The sequence below is a fragment of the Pseudomonas sp. SWRI68 genome (genome assembly GCF_014269165.1).
GTDB lineage: Bacteria > Pseudomonadota > Gammaproteobacteria > Pseudomonadales > Pseudomonadaceae > Aquipseudomonas > Aquipseudomonas capeferrum.
Window position 1 is genome coordinate 606,362 of sequence record NZ_JABWRU010000001.1, and the last position, 18,617, is coordinate 624,978.

13 protein-coding genes and 2 tRNA genes are annotated in these 18,617 nt (G+C 64.9%); 7 read left to right on the top strand and 8 right to left on the bottom strand.

Annotated features, from left to right (window positions below; all coding sequences use genetic code 11):
* Positions 1–62: 62 nt before the first annotated feature.
* Entirely contained in the window at positions 63–215 is a 153-nt protein-coding gene (locus HU770_RS02760; protein WP_186662999.1) for a hypothetical protein, read from the bottom strand.
* 143 nt (positions 216–358) lie between these two features.
* Between HU770_RS02760 and HU770_RS02765 the strand changes: the two genes are divergently transcribed.
* Complete coding sequence (locus HU770_RS02765; protein WP_186654588.1) at positions 359–2,236, top strand: MFS transporter; 1,878 nt, start codon at positions 359–361, stop codon at positions 2,234–2,236.
* A gap of 10 nt (positions 2,237–2,246) precedes the next feature.
* Here HU770_RS02765 and sugE read toward each other — a convergent pair whose 3' ends face one another.
* The 3 genes from sugE to rdgC all read right to left on the bottom strand — a co-directional run bounded on the left by sugE (position 2,247) and on the right by rdgC (position 4,749).
* Complete coding sequence (gene sugE / locus HU770_RS02770) at positions 2,247–2,564, bottom strand: quaternary ammonium compound efflux SMR transporter SugE (RefSeq protein ID WP_033700779.1); 318 nt, start codon at positions 2,562–2,564, stop codon at positions 2,247–2,249.
* Between the two features lie 114 nt (positions 2,565–2,678).
* Complete coding sequence (locus HU770_RS02775) at positions 2,679–3,644, bottom strand: bile acid:sodium symporter family protein (protein WP_033700778.1); 966 nt, start codon at positions 3,642–3,644, stop codon at positions 2,679–2,681.
* Between the two features lie 184 nt (positions 3,645–3,828).
* Positions 3,829–4,749, bottom strand: coding sequence for a recombination-associated protein RdgC (gene rdgC, locus HU770_RS02780; protein ID WP_186663000.1), 921 nt, complete (start codon positions 4,747–4,749; stop codon positions 3,829–3,831).
* A gap of 217 nt (positions 4,750–4,966) precedes the next feature.
* Between rdgC and HU770_RS02785 the strand changes: the two genes are divergently transcribed.
* Positions 4,967–5,042, top strand: a tRNA-Val gene (locus HU770_RS02785).
* 13 nt (positions 5,043–5,055) lie between these two features.
* Positions 5,056–5,132: transfer RNA gene (locus tag HU770_RS02790), tRNA-Asp, on the top strand.
* 147 nt (positions 5,133–5,279) lie between these two features.
* Here the strand turns inward: HU770_RS02790 and map are convergent.
* Positions 5,280–6,056, bottom strand: coding sequence for a type I methionyl aminopeptidase (gene map, locus HU770_RS02795; RefSeq protein ID WP_186654591.1), 777 nt, complete (start codon positions 6,054–6,056; stop codon positions 5,280–5,282).
* 279 nt (positions 6,057–6,335) lie between these two features.
* On the opposite strand from map, the gene HU770_RS02800 reads away from it, so the two are divergent.
* From HU770_RS02800 to pcaQ, 4 genes are all read left to right on the top strand, one after another.
* On the top strand, positions 6,336–10,367 hold the full coding sequence (locus tag HU770_RS02800; RefSeq protein ID WP_186663001.1) for a bifunctional nitrate reductase/sulfite reductase flavoprotein subunit alpha: 4,032 nt from the start codon (positions 6,336–6,338) through the stop codon (positions 10,365–10,367).
* Positions 10,368–10,608: 241 nt separating this feature from the next.
* Positions 10,609–13,161 (top strand): nitrite reductase large subunit NirB, encoded by a 2,553-nt coding sequence (gene nirB / locus HU770_RS02805; RefSeq protein ID WP_186663002.1) that lies wholly within the window; start codon positions 10,609–10,611, stop codon positions 13,159–13,161.
* Positions 13,161–13,523: a nitrite reductase small subunit NirD gene (gene nirD, locus HU770_RS02810; protein WP_033700771.1), complete on the top strand. Its 363-nt coding sequence runs from the start codon at positions 13,161–13,163 to the stop codon at positions 13,521–13,523. The genes nirB and nirD overlap by 1 nt, the downstream gene beginning before the upstream one ends.
* 157 nt (positions 13,524–13,680) lie before the next feature.
* A complete protein-coding gene (pcaQ, locus tag HU770_RS02815) occupies positions 13,681–14,613 on the top strand; it encodes a pca operon transcription factor PcaQ (protein WP_033700770.1) in 933 nt (310 codons plus the stop codon).
* Here the strand turns inward: pcaQ and HU770_RS02820 are convergent.
* Genes HU770_RS02820 through HU770_RS02830 form a run of 3 tightly spaced genes read right to left on the bottom strand, consistent with a single transcriptional unit; the run spans position 14,604 to position 18,552 of the window.
* On the bottom strand, positions 14,604–15,950 hold the full coding sequence (locus HU770_RS02820; protein ID WP_186663003.1) for a TolC family outer membrane protein: 1,347 nt from the start codon (positions 15,948–15,950) through the stop codon (positions 14,604–14,606). The genes pcaQ and HU770_RS02820 overlap by 10 nt on opposite strands.
* Positions 15,920–17,491, bottom strand: coding sequence for a DHA2 family efflux MFS transporter permease subunit (locus HU770_RS02825; RefSeq protein WP_033700768.1), 1,572 nt, complete (start codon positions 17,489–17,491; stop codon positions 15,920–15,922). The genes HU770_RS02820 and HU770_RS02825 overlap by 31 nt, the downstream gene beginning before the upstream one ends.
* A complete protein-coding gene (locus HU770_RS02830) occupies positions 17,488–18,552 on the bottom strand; it encodes an HlyD family secretion protein (RefSeq protein ID WP_186663004.1) in 1,065 nt (354 codons plus the stop codon). The genes HU770_RS02825 and HU770_RS02830 overlap by 4 nt, the downstream gene beginning before the upstream one ends.
* Positions 18,553–18,617: the final 65 nt, after the last annotated feature.

An 18,617-nucleotide genomic window follows, 5' to 3' on the forward strand; every position in this document is an offset into this window, starting at 1 on the left:
CTCCGGAGCAAAAAAAATAACGCGGTCCCGATCAACCAGTCTGGCACGCAGGCGGCGGTTCGTCAGCGCAGACGATGGTCGCAGTGGCGAGTCGTCGCAGGGCGTTGCTCAAGCGGCAGCGCCAACATCAATGCCTGCGGGTGCCCATCCAGTAGAACACTGCCGCCAGTATCACGGCGTGCGGCCGCTGGGTAGTGCTTGACGGCGGCGAGCATTGCCATGTCCTTGTCGTACGGGTCTGCCGGGTATCAGCATAAGGCAGCAGAGGGCTTGCCAGCAGCAGCTTTTACCCTGCAGATTTGTGGCTTTCTGCGCCCGGCGCGCCTCCAACGCTAAAAGCCCCTCAGGAACAAGGACGATGAGTCATCCCTCGCAATTCACCTTGCTCGGCAAGCGGCGCTTCCTGCCGTTTTTCATCACCCAGTCGCTGGGTGCGTTCAACGACAACCTGTTCAAGCAGTCGCTGATCCTGGCGATCCTGTTCAAGCTCAGCCTGGGCGACGGTGACCGTTCGATCTGGGTCAACCTGTGCGCCTTGCTGTTCATCCTGCCGTTCTTTCTGTTCTCTGCACTGGGTGGGCAGTTTGGCGAGAAGTTCGCCAAGGACGCGCTGATCCGTGCGATCAAGCTGGCCGAGATCGGCATCATGGCCATTGGCGCACTGGGCTTTATCACCAACCACCTGGCGCTGATGTTGGTAGCCCTGTTTGGCATGGGCACCCATTCGGCGCTGTTCGGGCCGGTGAAGTACTCGATCCTGCCCCAGGCCCTGCGTGAAGAAGAGCTGGTGGGTGGCAACGGGCTGGTGGAGATGGGCACCTTCCTGGCTATCCTGGCCGGCACCATCGGCGCGGGTGTGATGATGTCGTCGGGCAGCTATGCCACGGTGGTGGCGGGTGGCGTGGTCGGCACGGCCGTGCTGGGCTACCTGGCCAGCCGCTGGATCCCGCGGGCGGCCGCCGTGTCGCCGCAGATGCAACTGGACTGGAACATCTTCAAGCAGTCCTGGGTAATCCTGCGCATGGGCCTGGGGCAGACGCCTGCGGTGTCGCGCTCGATCGTCGGCAACTCCTGGTTCTGGTTCGTCGGCGCCATCTACCTGACCCAGATCCCGGCGTATGCCAAGGACTGGCTGCACGGCGACGGCACGGTGGTCACCCTGGTGCTGACCCTGTTCTCGGTGGGCATCGCCCTCGGTTCGCTGCTGTGCGAGCGGCTGAGCGGGCGCAAGGTGGAGATCGGCCTGGTGCCGTTCGGCTCGTTTGGCCTGACCCTGTTCGGCCTGCTCTGGTGGTGGCATTCCGGCGATGTGCCGGCTGCGCCTGTGCCGCACGACTGGTTGACGCTACTGGGCATGAGCCAAGCCTGGTGGATTCTGTTGTCGATCGTGGGGCTCGGGGTGTTCGGCGGCTTCTATATCGTGCCGCTGTATGCGCTGATCCAGGCGCGCACGGCCGAGGACCAGCGGGCTCGGGTAATCGCTGCCAACAACATCCTCAATGCCTTGTTCATGGTGGTGTCGGCGGTGCTCACCATCGTGCTGCTGGGGCTGGCCGAGTTGAGCATCCCGCAGCTGTTCCTGGTGGTGTCGTTACTCAACATCGCGGTCAACGCCTACATCTTCAGCATCGTGCCCGAGTTCACCATGCGCTTTTTGATCTGGCTGCTCAGCCATTCGATGTACCGCGTGGAGCACCGCGACCTCGAACGCATCCCCGACGAAGGCGCAGCGCTGCTGGTGTGCAACCATGTCTCGTTCGTCGACGCCCTGCTGCTCGGCGGCGCGATCCGCCGTCCGATCCGCTTCGTCATGTACTACAAAATCTACAACCTGCCGGTGCTCAACTTCGTCTTCCGCACCGCAGGCGCCATCCCGATTGCCGGGCGCAGCGAGGATGAGGCCACGTACGAGCGCGCCTTTGCGCGCATCGCCGAATACCTGGCGGCGGGTGAGCTGGTGTGCATCTTCCCGGAGGGCAAGTTGACCGGTGACGGCGAGATCGATGCGTTCAAGGGTGGGGTCAGCCGCATTCTCGGTGAAACCCCGGTGCCGGTGATTCCCCTGGCGTTGCAGGGGCTGTGGGGCAGCTTTTTCAGCCGTGATCCGGGCAAGGGGTTTTTCAAGCGCTTGTGGTCGCGGGTGACCATCGTGGCCGGCGCTGCGGTGCCGGTGGAGGCTGCGCAGCCTGAGTTGTTGCGCGAGCAGGTCAGCCGCTTGCGCGGCGACCTGCGTTAAGCGGGCATGGTCAGCTGGCGCTGACTTTCAGGCCGATCAGGCCACAGATGATCAGCGCCACACTGACCAGCCGTACCAGGGCCATGGACTCACCGAACAGGATGATCCCGGCGATCACCGTGCCCACGGCGCCAACGCCGGTCCAGATGGCGTAGGCGGTGCCCAGCGGCAGTTCTTTCATGGCCAGGCCCAGCAAGCCCAGGCTGATGACCATGGCGCCGACGGTAAGCACGGTGGGGAGCGGGCGGCTGAAGCCGTCGGTGTACTTCAGGCCTACCGCCCAGCCGACTTCGAACAGGCCGGCGAAAAACAGGATGATCCAGGACATAGGTGCCTCCATTGTTGCCAACGATGGGGCCGTCCCCGGAATGGTCACGCGGTGCGTCGTGAGGCCGTCCCCACAGTGGGCAATAGGGTGCACATTTTCTGATGGCTGGGCAAGTCAGTGCCTGGCAGGCTCGCCACGTTCATCTACCGGCAAAGGCGCTTCCATACGGCGGAACCAGGTCGACAGCAGCGCCCCCGAAATATTGTGCCAAACGCTGAACAGCGCGCTCGGCACCGCCGCCAATGGCGAGAAATGCGCCGCCGCCAAGGCTGCCCCCAACCCTGAGTTCTGCATGCCCACCTCCAGTGCCAGCGACTTGCGCTGGGCCAGTGGCAGTTTGCAGAGCTTGCCGGTGAGGTAACCCAGCAGGTAGCCGAAGCTGTTGTGCAGCATCACCACGGCCATGATCAGCAGGCCCGACTCGGCGATTTTCGCCTGGCTGGCCGCCACCACCGCACAGACGATCATGACGATGCTCACCACTGACACCAGTGGCAACACCTGCACCGCCGCCTGTACCCGCGCGCCCAGCAGGCGCTGGGCCAGCACGCCGAGCACGATCGGCAGCATGACCAGCTGCAGGATCGACCAGAACATGTCCATGAACGAGACCGGCAGCCAGGCCGAGGCCAGGAACCAGATCAACGCCGGGGTCAGCAGCGGGGCGAGCAGGGTGGTGACGGCGGCAATCGCCACCGCCAGCGCCAGGTCGCCCTTGGACAGCCAGACCATCACGTTCGAAGCCGTGCCGCTAGGGCAGCAGCCGACCAGGATCACGCCCACGGCAATCTCGGGCGGCAGGTGGAACAGCTGGCACAGCAGCCAGGCCATGCCCGGCATGATCACGAAGTGCGCCACCACCCCTAGCATCACCCGCCAGGGCTGGCGGGCGAGGGCGGCGAAGTCATCGAGCTTGAGGGTCAGGCCCATGCCGAACATCACCAGGCCCAGCAACGGTACGATGGCCACTTTCAGGGCGATGAACCATTGCGGTTGCAGGAAGGCCAGCACGGCGAACACCAGCACCCAGAGGGCAAAGGTATTGCCGACGAAGCGGCTGAGGGCGGCGAGGGCACGCATGGGCAGGTCCTTGTACTTATAGAGATGCAGTTTTCGAGAGCCTCTTCGCGGGGCGAGCCCGCTCCCACAGGTACCCCGCTTGATTTCAAGCTCAGCGGGGTACCTGTGGGAGCGGGCTCGCCCCGCGAAGAGGCCGGTACTGGCTGAGAATACGTCCCAGCCCAGCCCCGACATTTCATGCCACTCAGACCCCTTGCGGAATCTCCTCCCCACCCAACGCCTCGAACAGCACCGGCAGGAATTCGGTAAAGGTCATCATCATCAGCAGGAAGCTGGCATCGAACTGCTGCTGGGCTTCATCGCCGCCATCCTGTTCTGCCTGCTCTTGCAGCAGCTCCTCGAACTTCAGGCGCTTGATGACCATTTTGTCGTCCAGCACGAACGACAGTTTGTCCTGCCAGGCCAGGGCCAGCTGGGTGACCACCTTGCCGGTGCTCAGGTGCAGCTGGATTTCTTCGCTGGTCAGGTCCTGGCGCTTGCAGCGCACGATGCCACCGTCTTCGGCGGTGTCGCGCAGCTCGCACTCGTCCAGTACACAGAAGCCTTCGGCGGCTTGCTGCGACTTGACCCAGTCGGTCATGGTGGCAACGGGTGCGATCTTCACGGTTGCCGGGCGTACCGGCAGCGAGCCCATCACTTCACGCAGGGTCGACAGCAGGTCTTCGGCACGCTTGGCGCTGGCCGAGTTGACCAGGATCATGCCCAGGCGCGGCGCGATGGCGGCGAAGATCATCGAACGACGAATGAAGGCGCGCGGCAGGAAGGCCTGGATGATCTCGTCCTTGATCTGGTCGCGTTCCTTCTTGTAGACCTTGCGCATCTGCTCGGTCTCGATCTCTTCGACCTTTTCCTTGACGGCGTCATTGACCACGCTGCTTGGAAGGATACGTTCTTCCTTGCGCGCGGCGATCAGCAGGAACTCGCCGCTGACGTGCACCAGGGGAGCGTCTTCGCCCTTGCCGAACGGCGCGACGAAGCCATAGGTGTTCAGCTCCTGGCTGGCGCAGGGACGGGCCGGCTTGCTGGCCAGGGCGGTTTCCAGCGCTTCGGCGTCGAATGGAACATCCTGGGTCAGGCGGTAGGTCAGCAGGTTCTTGAACCACATGAGGGGCAATCTCTCCTTAATGCATAAGGCGGGCATTATTCTCCGAGCAGTGGTTCCCGTCCAACCCTGTCAGAGGGCCAGCACCTATATATAGAAGAAGAAAAGACCAGCGTTGCTAGGTCTTTGAAAGGCTTCGAAAATTTTTTTAAAAAAGTCGAAAAAAATGCTTGCCAGGGTGGGGGCTCATCCGTAGAATGCGCGCCACACCGAGACGAAAGGGTGATTAGCTCAGCCGGGAGAGCATCTGCCTTACAAGCAGAGGGTCGGCGGTTCGATCCCGTCATCACCCACCACTCGATGTATAGCGCAGCGGTAGTTCAGTCGGTTAGAATACCGGCCTGTCACGCCGGGGGTCGCGGGTTCGAGTCCCGTCCGCTGCGCCATATTCAACTTCCAGGGCCCACTGAACACCCGGAAGTTACAGGAAAAGCGACCTTAGGGTCGCTTTTTTTGTTTGTGCTTTTTGAGGCGTTCTGCGGTTCAGCACGGCCCCTGTGGTAGCGGGCCGGCGTTGGCGGTGCAAGGCCGCATCAACGCATGCGTTCTTCCTCGCGCAACGTCAGCACTTCAACCCCTGCTTCGGTCACCGCCACCGTATGTTCCCACTGCGCCGACAGCGCATGGTCGCGGGTAATCACCGTCCAGCCATCCTTCAAGGTCCGAGTGCCACGCCCGCCTTGGTTGATCATCGGCTCGATGGTAAACACCATCCCGGGCTTGAGCTTCATGCCCATGCCGCGCTGGCCAAAATGCAGCACCTCGGGCCCTTCGTGCATCTGCTGGCCAATGCCGTGGCCGCAATACTCGCGCACCACGCTATAGCCGGCTGCCTCGGCATGTACCTGGATGGCATGGCCAATGTCGCCAAGCGTCGCCCCGGGGCGCACCTGCTCGATGCCTTTCCATAGCGCGTCGTAGGTCGTTTCGACCAGCCGACGTGCCTCGTCGTTGATCGGGCCAATGCAGTACATCTTCGACGAATCGGCGATGTAGCCGCCTTGTTCAAGGGTGATGTCGACATTGATGATCGACCCCTCGTTGAGCACCTCATCCGCCTTCGGCATGCCGTGGCACACCACGTGGTCCACCGAGGTATTCAGGGCGTAAGGGAAACCGTACTGGCCCTTGCTTGCTGGCCGAGCCTTGAGCGTTTCGACGATATAGCGTTCGGCGTGGTCGTTGATCTGCATCGTGGTCACGCCGGGGCGTATGAAGCCATCGAGTTCAGCGAACACTTGGGCCAGCAACCGGCCGGCGTTGCGCATCAGGTCGAGTTGGGCGGGGGTTTTGAGGATCACCTGGGACATGGGGAGAAGGCAGTAACTCTGGCAAAAATGTGCCCCAGCATAGCGCCATGGGCCTTCGCGGTGCCACCGCATGGTGCGGCAAGCCGTCCCCGCACGGGCGCGCTGCCTTGCCAGCGAAGAGGCCCGCACAGCTGGCCCGCTAATTGCTGACTGACCCCTACCCAGGGCAATCAATGCCGATTGCCCGCACCTCTTCACGACAAAGGCGCCGTGTTGCCCCGCTTGCCATGCAAGCCGGGGCAGCCGGCGCCTTTTGCGTTTCCCCAAGGAGACCGGCCCATGAGCAGCAGCGAAGTACGCAGTGTCTGCCCGTATTGCGGCGTCGGCTGCGGCATCGTCATGCGCGTTGCCGATGGCAAGGTCAGCAAGATCAGCGGCGACAAGCAGCACCCCAGCAACTTTGGCCGCCTGTGCACCAAGGGCCTGACCGCGCACGTGCCGCTGACCGCCGCCGGGCGCATGGAGGATGCCTACCTGCGTCAGCAGCGCAGCCAGCCGCCGGTGCGCGCCAGCATGGACCAGGCCATTGCCGCCACCGCCGCGCGCCTGCGCGGCATCGTTGACCAGCACGGCCCGGATGCCGTGGCGCTGTATGTGTCCGGGCAGATGTCGCTGGAGGCCCAGTACCTGGCCAACAAACTGGCCAAGGGCTTTATCCGCACCCGCCATATCGAGTCCAACTCGCGCCTGTGCATGGCCAGCGCCGGCAGTGGCTACAAACTGTCGCTCGGTGCCGATGGCCCACCTGGCAGTTACCAGGACTTCGAGCACGCCGACGTATTCCTGGTCATCGGCGCCAACATGGCCGACTGCCACCCGATTTTGTTCCTGCGTCTGCTGGACCGGGTCAAGGCCGGCGCCAAGCTGATCGTCGTCGACCCGCGGCGCAGCGCCACCGCCGACAAGGCCGACCTGTTCCTGCAGGTACGCCCCGGCAGCGACATGGCCTTGCTCAACGGCCTGTTGCATCTGCTGCACCGCAACGGCCACACCCACCCCGACTTCATCGCTCGCCACACCGACGGCTGGGACGAACTGCCAGCCTTCCTCGACGACTACAGCCCCGAGCGCGTGGCCGCCATCACCGGGCTGGCCGAGGCCGACATCATCAAGGCCGCCGAATGGATCGGCCGTGCCAACGACTGGATGAGCTGCTGGACCATGGGCCTGAACCAGAGCATCCACGGTACTTGGCACAGTAACGCCCTGTGCAACCTGCACCTGGCCACCGGCGCTATCTGCCGCCCCGGTAGCGGGCCTTTCTCGCTGACCGGCCAACCCAACGCCATGGGCGGTCGCGAGATGGGCTACATGGGGCCCGGCCTGCCAGGCCAGCGCTCGGCGCTGCTGGAAGGCGACCGCGCGTTCGTCGAACAGCAGTGGCAACTGCCACCAGGCAGCCTGCGCAGCGAAGGCGGCGAGGGTACGGTGGCGCTGTTCGAACAGCTGAAAGCAGGGGACGTGAAAGCCTGCTGGATCATCTGCAGCAACCCGGTGGCCAGCGTCGCCAACCGCCAGCAGGTGATCGACGGCCTGCGCCGGGCCGAGCTGGTGATCTCCCAGGATGCGTTTCTCGACACCGAGACCAACCGCTACGCCGATATCCTCCTGCCTGCGGCACTGTGGGCCGAAGGTGAGGGCGTGATGATCAACAGCGAGCGCAACCTCACCTTGATGCCACGCGCCGTGGCGCCTCCTGGCCAGAGCCTGCCGGACTGGCAGATCATCGCCCGGGTGGCCTGCGCGATGGGCTATGCCGACGCGTTCGATTACGCTGATGCCGAAGCGGTGTACGACGAGATTCGCCGCTTCCATAACCCCGCTACCGGCTACGACCTGCGTGGCATCGGCTACACCGACCTGCGTGCGCAGCCGCGCCAGTGGCCATGCGCACCAGGGCGTGACAGCGACCGCAGCCCATTGCGCTACCTGAACGATGGCAGCAGCCAGACGCTGCTGCACGACGCCCAGGGCCAGCGCCCGGCGCTGGCGTTCCCCACCGCCAGCGGCAAGGCCCGCTTTTTCGCTCGGCCCTGGTTGCCGGCAGCGGAGTTGCCGGATGACGCCTACCCCCTGGTGCTCAACACAGGCCGCGTGCAGCACCAGTGGCACACCCTGACCAAGACCGGCAAGGTGCCGGCGCTGAACAAGCTGGAGCCTGGCCCTTTCATCGAAATCCATCCCGAGGACGCCGCACGGCTTGGCATCGCCGAAAAGGACCAGGTGGCCATTCGCTCGCGCCGTGGTCAGGCCGTGCTGCCGGCGCGCATCAGCGACCGGGTGATTCCAGGTAACTGCTTCGCGCCGTTTCACTGGAACGACCTGGTCGGCGAGCAGTTGGCCATCAATGCCGTCACCTGTGATGCGGTCGACCCACTGTCGCTGCAGCCCGCCTTCAAACACTGCGCCGTGGCCCTTGAGCGGGTTGCCGGCGAACGTATCGACGCCCTCGACCTGAGCGGCGCCACTGCCCACCCGGAGTCTGCCCACATGCCGACCGCCACCCTGTCTCGTCTGCTTGGCCTGGACAACCTGCCGGCCCCGGCGCTGGCCGAGCAAGAGCGCCATTACCTGCAGGGCTTCTTGCTTGGCTTGGAGCAGGCCCGCGTCGAGGGTGTGCCAAGCCTGCCGGCTAGCGCGCCAATGGCCGCTAACCGACGGTGGTTCGTTGACGGCCTGCTGGCGGGCGTGTTCGCGCAGCCTTCGGCGCTGCCCAGCCGGGCGCTGGAGGCGCCGCAGCACCAGGTGCTGTGGGCCTCGCAGACCGGTAACGGCGAAGCGCTGGCCGAGCGCTGTGCCGAGCGCCTGCGTGGTGCTGGCTTGGCGGTGCGCCTGAATTGCATGGATACACTCAGCCCGCAGCAGTTGCGCGGTGCTGCCAGTGTGGTGCTGATCGCCAGTACCTTCGGCGATGGCGACGCGCCCGACAGTGCGGCGCTGTTCTGGCAGGCACTGCAAGGCGAGGAGGGCGGCCACTGCGCCGATGTGCCCTATGCCGTATTGGCCCTGGGCGATTCCAGTTACGACCAGTTCTGCGGGTTTGGCCGCAAGCTCGATCAGCGCCTGGCCGAGCTGGGTGGGCGGCGCCTGCTGCAACGGGTGGATTGCGAGCCGGATTACGATGAGGCATTCGCCACCTGGCTCGACGCCTTGTTGGCGCAGTTGGCTGACGCCGCCGCGCCCCAGGCCAGTGGCGCGCCTTCGCCTGCGCAGGCCTGCAGCAAGCAGCAGCCATGGTCGGCCACCTTGCTGGAGAACCGCGTGCTCAATGCCCCGGGTGCCCGTAAGGAGACGCGCCAGTTGGTGTTCGACCTGGCTGGCAGCACCTTCAGCTACCAGGCCGGCGACGCCCTGGGCGTATGGCCGCGCAACTGCCCGGCGCTGGTCGAAGAGCTGCTGGCGCTGATGCGGCTCGATGGCCAGGCCCTGGTCGAGGTCAAAGGCCAGGCCGCACTGCCGCTGGCCGATGCCATGGAGGCGCACCTGGAAATCGCCAAGGTCACCCCGGCGCAGTTGCAGGTGTTCAGCCAGAGCGCCGAGGCCCTGCGCCGGTTGCTCCAGCCCGAGCACAAGGCCGAGCTGCAAAACTGGTTGTGGGGGCGGCAGTTGGCGGATGTGCTGCGCGAGTTCCCCCAGGACCTGCCCTTGGCCACCTGGCTCGACCTGTTAAAACCCTTGCAGCCGCGCCTGTACTCGATCAGCTCCAGCCCGTTGGCGCACCCTGGCCAAGTTCACCTGACCGTCTCGACGGTGCGTTACGGGCAGCGCAAGGGCGCTTGCTCGACCTTCCTCGCCGACCGCGCGCACGGCATCAAGGTGGCGATCTTCCCGCAGGCCTCGAAGCATTTTCGCCTGCCCGAGGACGATAACGTGCCGGTGATCATGGTTGGGCCGGGCACCGGCATCGCGCCGTTTCGGGCGTTTCTTGAAGAACGAGAAGCGCGCGGGGCACGCGGGGGCAACTGGCTGTTTTTCGGCGAGCAGTATGCGGCCAGCGACTTCTATTACCAGGCACAGTTGCAGGCATGGCAAGCGACAGGCCACTTGCGTCTGGATACCGCGTTCTCCCGCGACCAGGCCGAGAAAATCTATGTGCAGCAGCGCCTGCACGAGCAAGGCGCCGACCTTTGGCGCTGGCTGGAGGCGGGTGCGTACTTTTATGTGTGCGGTGATGCCCAGCGCATGGCCAAGGATGTGGACAGCGCGCTGCGCAGGGTCGTCGCCGAGCACGGCGGCATGAGTGAGGCCGCGGCGGATGCGTATGTTGAAGGGTTGAGCAAGGCCAAGCGTTATCGGCGCGATGTGTATTGAGTGCACCGGGATGGGGATGGGTGCACCTTGGCTGTGCGGTTTTTTCTGGAATGTCCGATGACTTTTCTGGCCCTGTCGCGTTTGAACAGGCGATACAGCATTTGGCACATTCCCTGCTTTATCACGTTCACAACACGCCCCACTGATCAACGGCGATCAACCAGGGGCACACCCTGATGAGTACAGGCAAAGGCGCCTGGAGCTTCCGCTCCAGGCGTTTTTTTTTGATCGAGGATCGGCTATGACGGCAACAGCGAACGGCAGGCAACGAGAGCAACTGGTGATTGTCGGCAACGGCATGGTCGGCCACCACTGCGTCGAGCAATTGATCGAGCGTGGCGCCTTGCAGCACTTCGAGGTGCGAGTGTTCGGTGAAGAACGCCAGCGTGCCTACGACCGTGTGCACCTCTCCGAATACTTCGGCGGCAGCTGCGCCGAGACCCTGGCGATGTGCGAGCAGGGTTTCTACCCCAGCCAAGGCGTGCACCTGCACCTGGGCGAAGCGGTGGTGGAGATCGACCGCACGCGCCGCGAGGTGGTTACCCCCCAAGGCCGCTACGCGTACGACCAGTTGATACTGGCCACCGGCTCCTACCCGTTCGTCCCGCCGATCGAAGGGTCCAGCGGCAACGCTCGCCTGGTCTACCGCACCCTCGACGATCTCGATGCAATCCGCGCCGCCGCCAGCAATGCCCAGCGTGGCGTGGTGGTGGGTGGCGGCCTGCTGGGCCTGGAGGCGGCCAATGCACTCAAGTCCCTGGGCCTGGAAGCGCATGTGGTGGAGTTTGCCCCACGCTTGATGCCGGTGCAGCTGGACAGCGAGGGCGGTGCGGCGCTCAAGGCACAGATCGAGGCCCTGGGCGTGGGCGTGCACTTGTCCCGCGCCACCCAGTCGATCAGTGCCGGTGAGGGCTATCGCTACCGCATGAACTTCGACGGCGGCGAACACCTGGAAACCGACCTGATCGTGTTCTCCGCCGGCATCCGCCCGCAGGACGCCCTGGCCCGCGCATGCGGGTTGGACATTGCCGCGCGAGGCGGGGTGGTAGTCGACAACCACTGTCGCACCAGCGATGCGCGCATCTTCGCCATCGGCGAGTGCGCCTCGTGGAACGGCAGCGTGTTCGGCCTGGTTGCGCCGGGCTACAGCATGGCCCGTAACCTGGCGGCGCTGCTGGCGGGGGATGCTGCGGTCGCCTTCACCGGTGCCGACATGTCGACCAAGCTCAAGCTGCTGGGCGTGGATGTCGGCTCGATCGGCGATGCCCATGGCGCCACGCCGGGCTCGCGCAGCTACCGCTTCATCGACGAAGCCAACGCCGCCTACCGCCGGCTGGTGGTGGATGCCAGCGGCAAGCATGTGCTGGGCGCGGTGCTGGTGGGTGACAACAGCTACTACGACACCCTGTTGCAGTACGCGCAGAACGGTATAGCCCTGCCTGCCGACCCGGCCGCGTTGATCCTGCCACAAACGGGCGGCGCGCCGGCCCTGGGTGCCGATGCCCTGCCCGACAGCGCGACCATCTGCTCGTGCCACAACGTCAGCAAGGGCGCGGTCTGCGCCGCCATCGACAGCGGCTGCAGCGACCTTGCCTCGGTCAAGGGCTGCACCAAGGCGGCCAGCGGTTGCGGCGGCTGCGCGGCCTTGCTCAAGCAGGTGTTCGAGCACGAACTCACGGCCCGCGGCGTGACGGTCGACAAGAGCCTCTGCGAACACTTTGCCTACACCCGCCAGGAGCTTTACGGGCTGGTACGGGTTGGCGGTATCCGCACTTTCCATGATCTGCTCGTGCGCCATGGCAAAGGCCATGTCGGCTGCGCTATCTGCAAGCCGGCGGTGGGCAATATCCTTGCTTCGTGCTGGAACCAGCCGATCATGGACCCGGCGCTGGTACCGCTGCAGGACACCAACGACACGTTCATGGCCAACATGCAGAAAAACGGCACTTACTCGGTGGTGCCGCGCATACCGGGCGGTGAAATCACCCCCGACAAGCTCATCGTCATTGGCCAGGTGGCCAAGAAGTACGACTTGTACACCAAGATTACCGGCGGCCAGCGCATCGACCTGTTTGGGGCCCAGTTGCACGAACTGCCGCTGATCTGGGGCGAGTTGATCGAGGCCGGCTTCGAGACGGGCCATGCCTACGGCAAGTCGACCCGCACGGTGAAGTCATGCGTGGGCAGCACCTGGTGCCGTTATGGCGTGCAGGACAGCGTGGCCATGGCCCTGCGCCTGGAGGACCGCTACAAGGGCCTGCGCAGCCCGCACAAGCTCAAGTTCGCGGTATCCGGCTGCACCCGCGAATGCGCCGAAGCGCAGAGCAAGGACATCGGCGTGATCGCCACCGACAAGGGCTGGAATCTCTACGTCTGCGGCAACGGCGGCATGCGCCCGCGCCACGCCGAGCTGTTCGCCACCGACCTGGACGACGACACCTTGGTACGCCTGATCGACCGCGTGCTGATGTTCTACATCCGCACCGCCGACAAGCTGCAACGCACCTCGGTATGGCGCGAAAACCTGGAGGGCGGGTTGGCCTACCTCAAGCAGGTGATCCTCGACGACAGCCTGGGCCTGGCAACCGAGCTGGAAGCACAGATGCAGCATGTGGTCGATCACTATGAATGCGAATGGGCCAACGCCCTCAACGACCCGGAAAAGCTCAAGCGCTTCCGCACCTTCGTCAACGACCACCGCGCCGACCCGGACGTGCACTTCGTCCGCGAGCGCGAACAACGCCGCCCTGCTGCAGCGTTGCACCTGATCCCCACTGTCGAGGAGGCTGTCTGATGAACCTGTCAAATACTGCTGTAGCGCACCAACCCAACTGGCAAACGGTCTGCCAGGCCCGCGACCTGGTTGCCGATTCCGGCGTGGTGGTGTGGCACGAGGGTGCCCAGGTGGCGCTGTTCTATCTGCCAGGGCAGGAGCAGGCGTTGTATGCGCTGGACAACCGTGACCCGCGCTCGGGGGCCAACATCATCGGCCGTGGGCTGGTGGGGAGTGTGCAGGGCCAGCTGGTGGTGGCGGCGCCGCTCTACAAGCAGCATTTCAGCCTGCACAGCGGGCATTGCCTGGAGGATGCCGCGCAGCGGCTGCGGGTGTGGCCGGTGCGGATCAATGGTGAAGCGGTGGAGCTGGCGGTGGCGTGATGAATTGTTGAAGCCCCGGACGCTGTTCGCCGTTGGATTTTCGCCATATGGGAGATCGAGCGCCGCCCGCGCGGCGCTCGATCTCCCTGGCGACAAAAACGCTGCGGCGAGCACTATAAAAGCTGCCCACTCCCCCCAATGCGGTAAGCTTCAGGCCATGAACCTCGACACCCGCATCAAGTACCGCCACCTGCTGTGCTTCCTGGAGATCGCCCGGCAGGGCAGCCTGGCCAGGGCTGCAGACAGCCTCGCGATCAGCCAGCCAGCGATTTCCAAGACCCTCAAGGAACTCGAAGAGCTGCTGGAAGCACGCCTGTTCGAACGCAGCCGGCACGGCGTCGAACTGACCCCGGCCGGCACTCGCTTCATGCGCTACGCCGGGCCCAGCGTACAGGCCCTGCGCGATGGCGTGAGCAGCCTGCGCGGCGAAGCACGGGCGCCGTCGCAAGTGCGCATTGGCGTGCTCTCTACCGTCGAGGGCTTGTTGATGCCCGAAGTGCTGTGCCGCCTGCATCAGCGTCATGAGGCGTTGCTGATCAGCGTGGTGACCGGGGCCAGTGCGCAGTTGCTCGGGCAGTTGCGCCTAGGTGAGCTGGAGCTGGTGGTCGGGCGCATGACCGACAGCCCGCAGATTCAAGGCCTGTCGTTCGAGCACCTGTACAGCGAGTCGATGAGCCTGGTCGTGCGGCCGGGGCACCCGCTGCTGGCAACTACGCCAGTGGAGCGGGCGCAGGTAGGGCGCTATCCGCTGGTCTTGCCACCCCCCGGCACCACCATTCGCCAGCACGCCGACAGCCTGTTCGTTCAATGTGGTGTGCAGCTGCCGGCGCAGCGCTTGGAGACCTTGTCGTTGGCCTTGAGCCGCCGCTATCTGCTGGGCAGTGATGCCGTGTGGGTGGCACCGCGCGACGCCGTGCTGATCGACCTTGGCCGTGGCGAACTGGTCGAACTCGACCTGGGCGTGCGCGAGCCGGGCGGCTCGGTCGGCATCTGTCGCAATGCCGCCTTGCCGCAGAGCCTGCCGGGGCAGTGGGTGTGCGAGGTGCTGCGCGAGGTGGCGGGGCAGTACCGCGAGGGTAGCTACCCTTGAACCCGTGCTGTCAGCAGGGCACTGAGCGCCTTGAGGTTGTCATCGCTCAGGCTGCCGCTGGCCGCCATCAGGCGTAGCTGCGCCTGCAAGATGGCATAGCGCTGGCGGGCCAGTTGCAGGCGGGTGCGGGTTAGCTGCTGCTCGGCATCCAGCACGTCGCTGCTGATGCGCGCGCCTGCCTCGAAGGCGTGCGTGGTGATCCGCAGGTCACTCTGGCTGGAGCGCAGGGCCTGTTGCAGGGCCTGGTACTGGCTGATGCCGCCCGTCAGGTTGAGGTAGGCCTGGCGCGCCATGAAATCAGCTTCGCGCCGTGCATCTTCCAGCTCATCTTCGGCCGCGCCCTGCAGGGCACGCGCCTCGCGGGTACGGCTCTGAGTACCGCCACCGGCATACAGCGGCACGCTCAGTTGCACGCCAACCACCGTCTGGGTGTATTTCTCCTCGGGTACGGTGACGTCGTAAAGGCTGCCACCGACCGAGGCAAAACGGCCATGCGCGGCCACCAGGTCGAGGGTTGGCAGGTGGCCGGCTCGTTGTTTTTCCACTTCCTGCTCGGCGATCAGTTGGCGCACCTCGGCGGCCTGCACCTTCAGGTTGTGCTGGCGTGCCTGGTCGGTCCAGGCATCCAGCCGGGCCGGTTGCGGGCCACTGAACGCCACCTCGTCGTCGAGCCTGGCCAACTCGCCCGGCGTGCTGCCGGTCAGCCTCGCCAATGCCTGCTGGTTGAGGCGCAAGGCATTGCCGGCGGCAATCTGTTCGGCCTGCGCCAGGTCGTAGCGGGCCTGGATGCGCTGCACTTCGTTTTCGGTCCCCGAGCCCTCGCGCCGAAAGCGCTGTGCCTTGTCCAGCTGCTGGCCAAGGGTCTGCATTTGCTGGCGGCTGGTGCCCAGTTGGTCTTCGGCAAGCAACAGCTCGAAGTAGGCGTCGGCCACGCGCAGTATCAGGTCCTGGCGTGCGGCCAGCAGGTCGATTTCGCCCGCCGTTGCCAGGGCCTTGCCCTGTTCATGGCCGATGACGTTCTGCCAGCGTAGCAGGGGCTGGATCAATACCAGCGCGTAGGCATTGGAGTGGTCGCGGTTGCGGCTGGCCGCCCCGCTGTGTTCGCGGTCGACCCAGGCTGCGCCGCTTTCCAGGGACAGGTGCGGCAGCAACGTGGCCAGCCCCTGCGGGGCCTTTTGCGCGGCCGCCAGCTGGCGTTGCTGGGCGGCGGCATAGGCCATGTCATGCCCCAGGGCCTGCTGGTAGGTCTGGTACAGGTCGCGGGCCTGTACGGGGCTGGCGCAGACCAGCGCCAGTATCAGCACCGCTAGGCGGATTCGTGTGCATTGTCCGAGCACGTCGCGGACTCCTTTGCAAGTGAGGGCTTGTGTTGGCGGGGGTTGCGCATCAGTAGCACCATCGGGACGCCGATCAGCATCACCGCACCGAGCAGGCCGAAGAGCATGCTGAAACCGAGCATCTGCGCCTGCTCCCGGGCCTGGACGAAGGCCAGCAGGGCGTTGGCCTGGTCAGCGCCGAGCAGCTCGGTGGAGAGCCGCCGCGGGTCGAGGCTGGCCAGGTCCCAGCCGCTGGTGACCAGGCGGTTTTCGTCGACATGCTCGGCGAGCTGCCGGTAGCGCGCCCAGGAAAAACGCGTGAGCAGGGTGGCGGCGATGGCGATACCGACGCTGCCACCGAGCTGGCGCATCAGGTTGAGCACGCCCGAACCTACCGAGATCAGCTGTACCGGCAGTTGGCGCATGGCCAGGTTGGTCAGCGGCACGAAGATCATGCCCAGGCCGAACCCCCGGATGATCAGCGGCCAGTACAGTGTGTCGGGGTTGCTCTGCAGGGTGAACTGGGTATGCAGGTACATGGCGTAGCCGTAGACCAGGATGCCCACGCAGATGAAGTAGCGCTCATCGATGCGGTTTTCCTGCGACAGCTTGCCGATCACCAAGGTGCTGACCGCGCTGGCCAGGGCCCCAGGGAAGATCACCAGGCCGCTCTGGTAGGCACTTTGTTCGAGCAGCGTCTGCAGCAGCAGGGGCACCATGAACAGCGTGCTGTACAGGCCGAAACCGACGCAGAAGGCGCACACCGAACCCAGCAGGAACTCGCGGTTGTTGAACAGCGCCAGGTTGACGATCGGGTTGCTCACCCGCCGCTCCCAGTAGCAGAAGCCCACCAGCCCAAGCAGCGCCAGGGCCAGGCACAGCAGGCTCAGGTCCGACTCCAGCCAGTCCCAGTGCTCGCCGCGCTCCAGCAGGATCTGCAAGCTGCCGACACCGACGGCAAGCAACAGGAAACCCAGGTAGTCGATGCTCTGCGGGCGTCGCTCGTTGGGCGAGTCGCCCACGCACAGCCAGGCCAGCAGCAGGGCCAGCGCACCAATGGGCAGGTTGATCAGGAAGATCCAGTGCCAGGAGAACTCATCGATCAGGTAGCCCCCCACCGACGGGCCGAGGGTCGGCCCCATCATCACCCCGACGCCATACAAGGCCATGCCTGAGCTGACCTTCTCCTTGGGGAACACGTCATAGATGATCGCCTGCGAGATGCCCAGCAGGCCGCCCCCGGCCAGGCCTTGTATCACGCGCCACAGCACCAGCTGCCAGAGCTCCTGGGACACGGCACAACCGAGCGACGCCAGCACGAACAGCGCCGACGACACCAGGTAGTAGCGGCGCCGGCCAAACCAGGCAGACAGCCAGCCGCTGGCTGGCAGGATCACCACATTGGCCACGATGTAACCGGTAGAGATCCAGGAGATTTCGTCCACCGACGCGCCAAAGCTGCCCATCAGGCTTGGAATGGCGACGTTGACGATGGTCACGTCGAGCAGCTCCATCATCGAGATCAAGGTAACCGTCACGGCCACCAGCCAGGGCGACTTCATAGTACCTGCCCGCTGTCGCGGGTATCGACCTCGACGAACACGCTCATGCCTTGGCTAAGTGCCTGTTGCATGGCCGTGGGCAGTTGCCGGAACTCGATCCGTGCCTGGATGCGCTGCACCACCTTGGTGAAGTTGCCGGTGGCGTTCTCCTGCGGCAGCAGCGAGAACCGCGCACCGGTGGCCGGTACCAGGCTGTGCACCACACCCTCGAACTGCTGCCCGGGAAAGGCGTCGACGCTGATGCGTGCCGGTTGGCCGACCCGTACTCGGCCGATCTGGGTTTCCTTGAAGTTGGCCACCACCCACATGCGCTCGGTGCTGACCAGGCTCAGCAGCTTTTGCCCGGCCACCACGAATTGCCCAGGCTGCACATCCTTGTGCACGATGACCCCGGCCCGTGGCGAGGCCTGCCGGGTATCCTGCAGCTCGATACGGGCCAGGGCCAAGGCCGATTCGGCTGCCTTGATCCGGTACTCTTCCACCTTCAGTGCCGCCTGGTTGGCCAAGGTGCCTTCACGGGCGGCGGTGGAGTTGTTCCGGGCAGCCTGCAATTGATGGTTCAGGGCATCGAAGCGCGCGCGCGCGGCTTCCAGGTCCTGGGTGCTGACCACCCCCTGCTCGGCCAGCCGTTGCGTACGCCGATAGTCGCTGCGGGCCTGCTCGGCGTTGGCCACCAGTTGTCCGATGGTGGCCTGTGCTGCCTGGCTGCGTGCGGCGGCACTGCGCACCTGGCTGTCCATCAGGCCAGGCATGCCGCCCTGGCCTGTGGCGACCAGCGCGCCCAGATAATTGGCTCGGGCCTGTTCGAGCCGCTGCTGGTATTCGTCCTCACGCACCTGGAACAGCAGGTCTCCCTGCTTCACCCGGGTGTTCTCGTGCACTGGCACTTGTACCACCACGCCGCTCAGCCTGGCCCGAATAGGGATGATCACGCCTTCCACTTCGGCGTTGTCAGTGCTGACGTACTGCTTTGCGTATTGCCAGCGTTGCAGCCCCAGTACGGCCAGGCCTGCGATGACCAGCACCGATACTGCCAACTTGGTGTACTTGCCTTTCACCATGTCACACGCTCTCGTCCTTGTCGTTTAAGGCCATTGCCCCTTGCCTGCGGCCTGCGCAGGCAAGG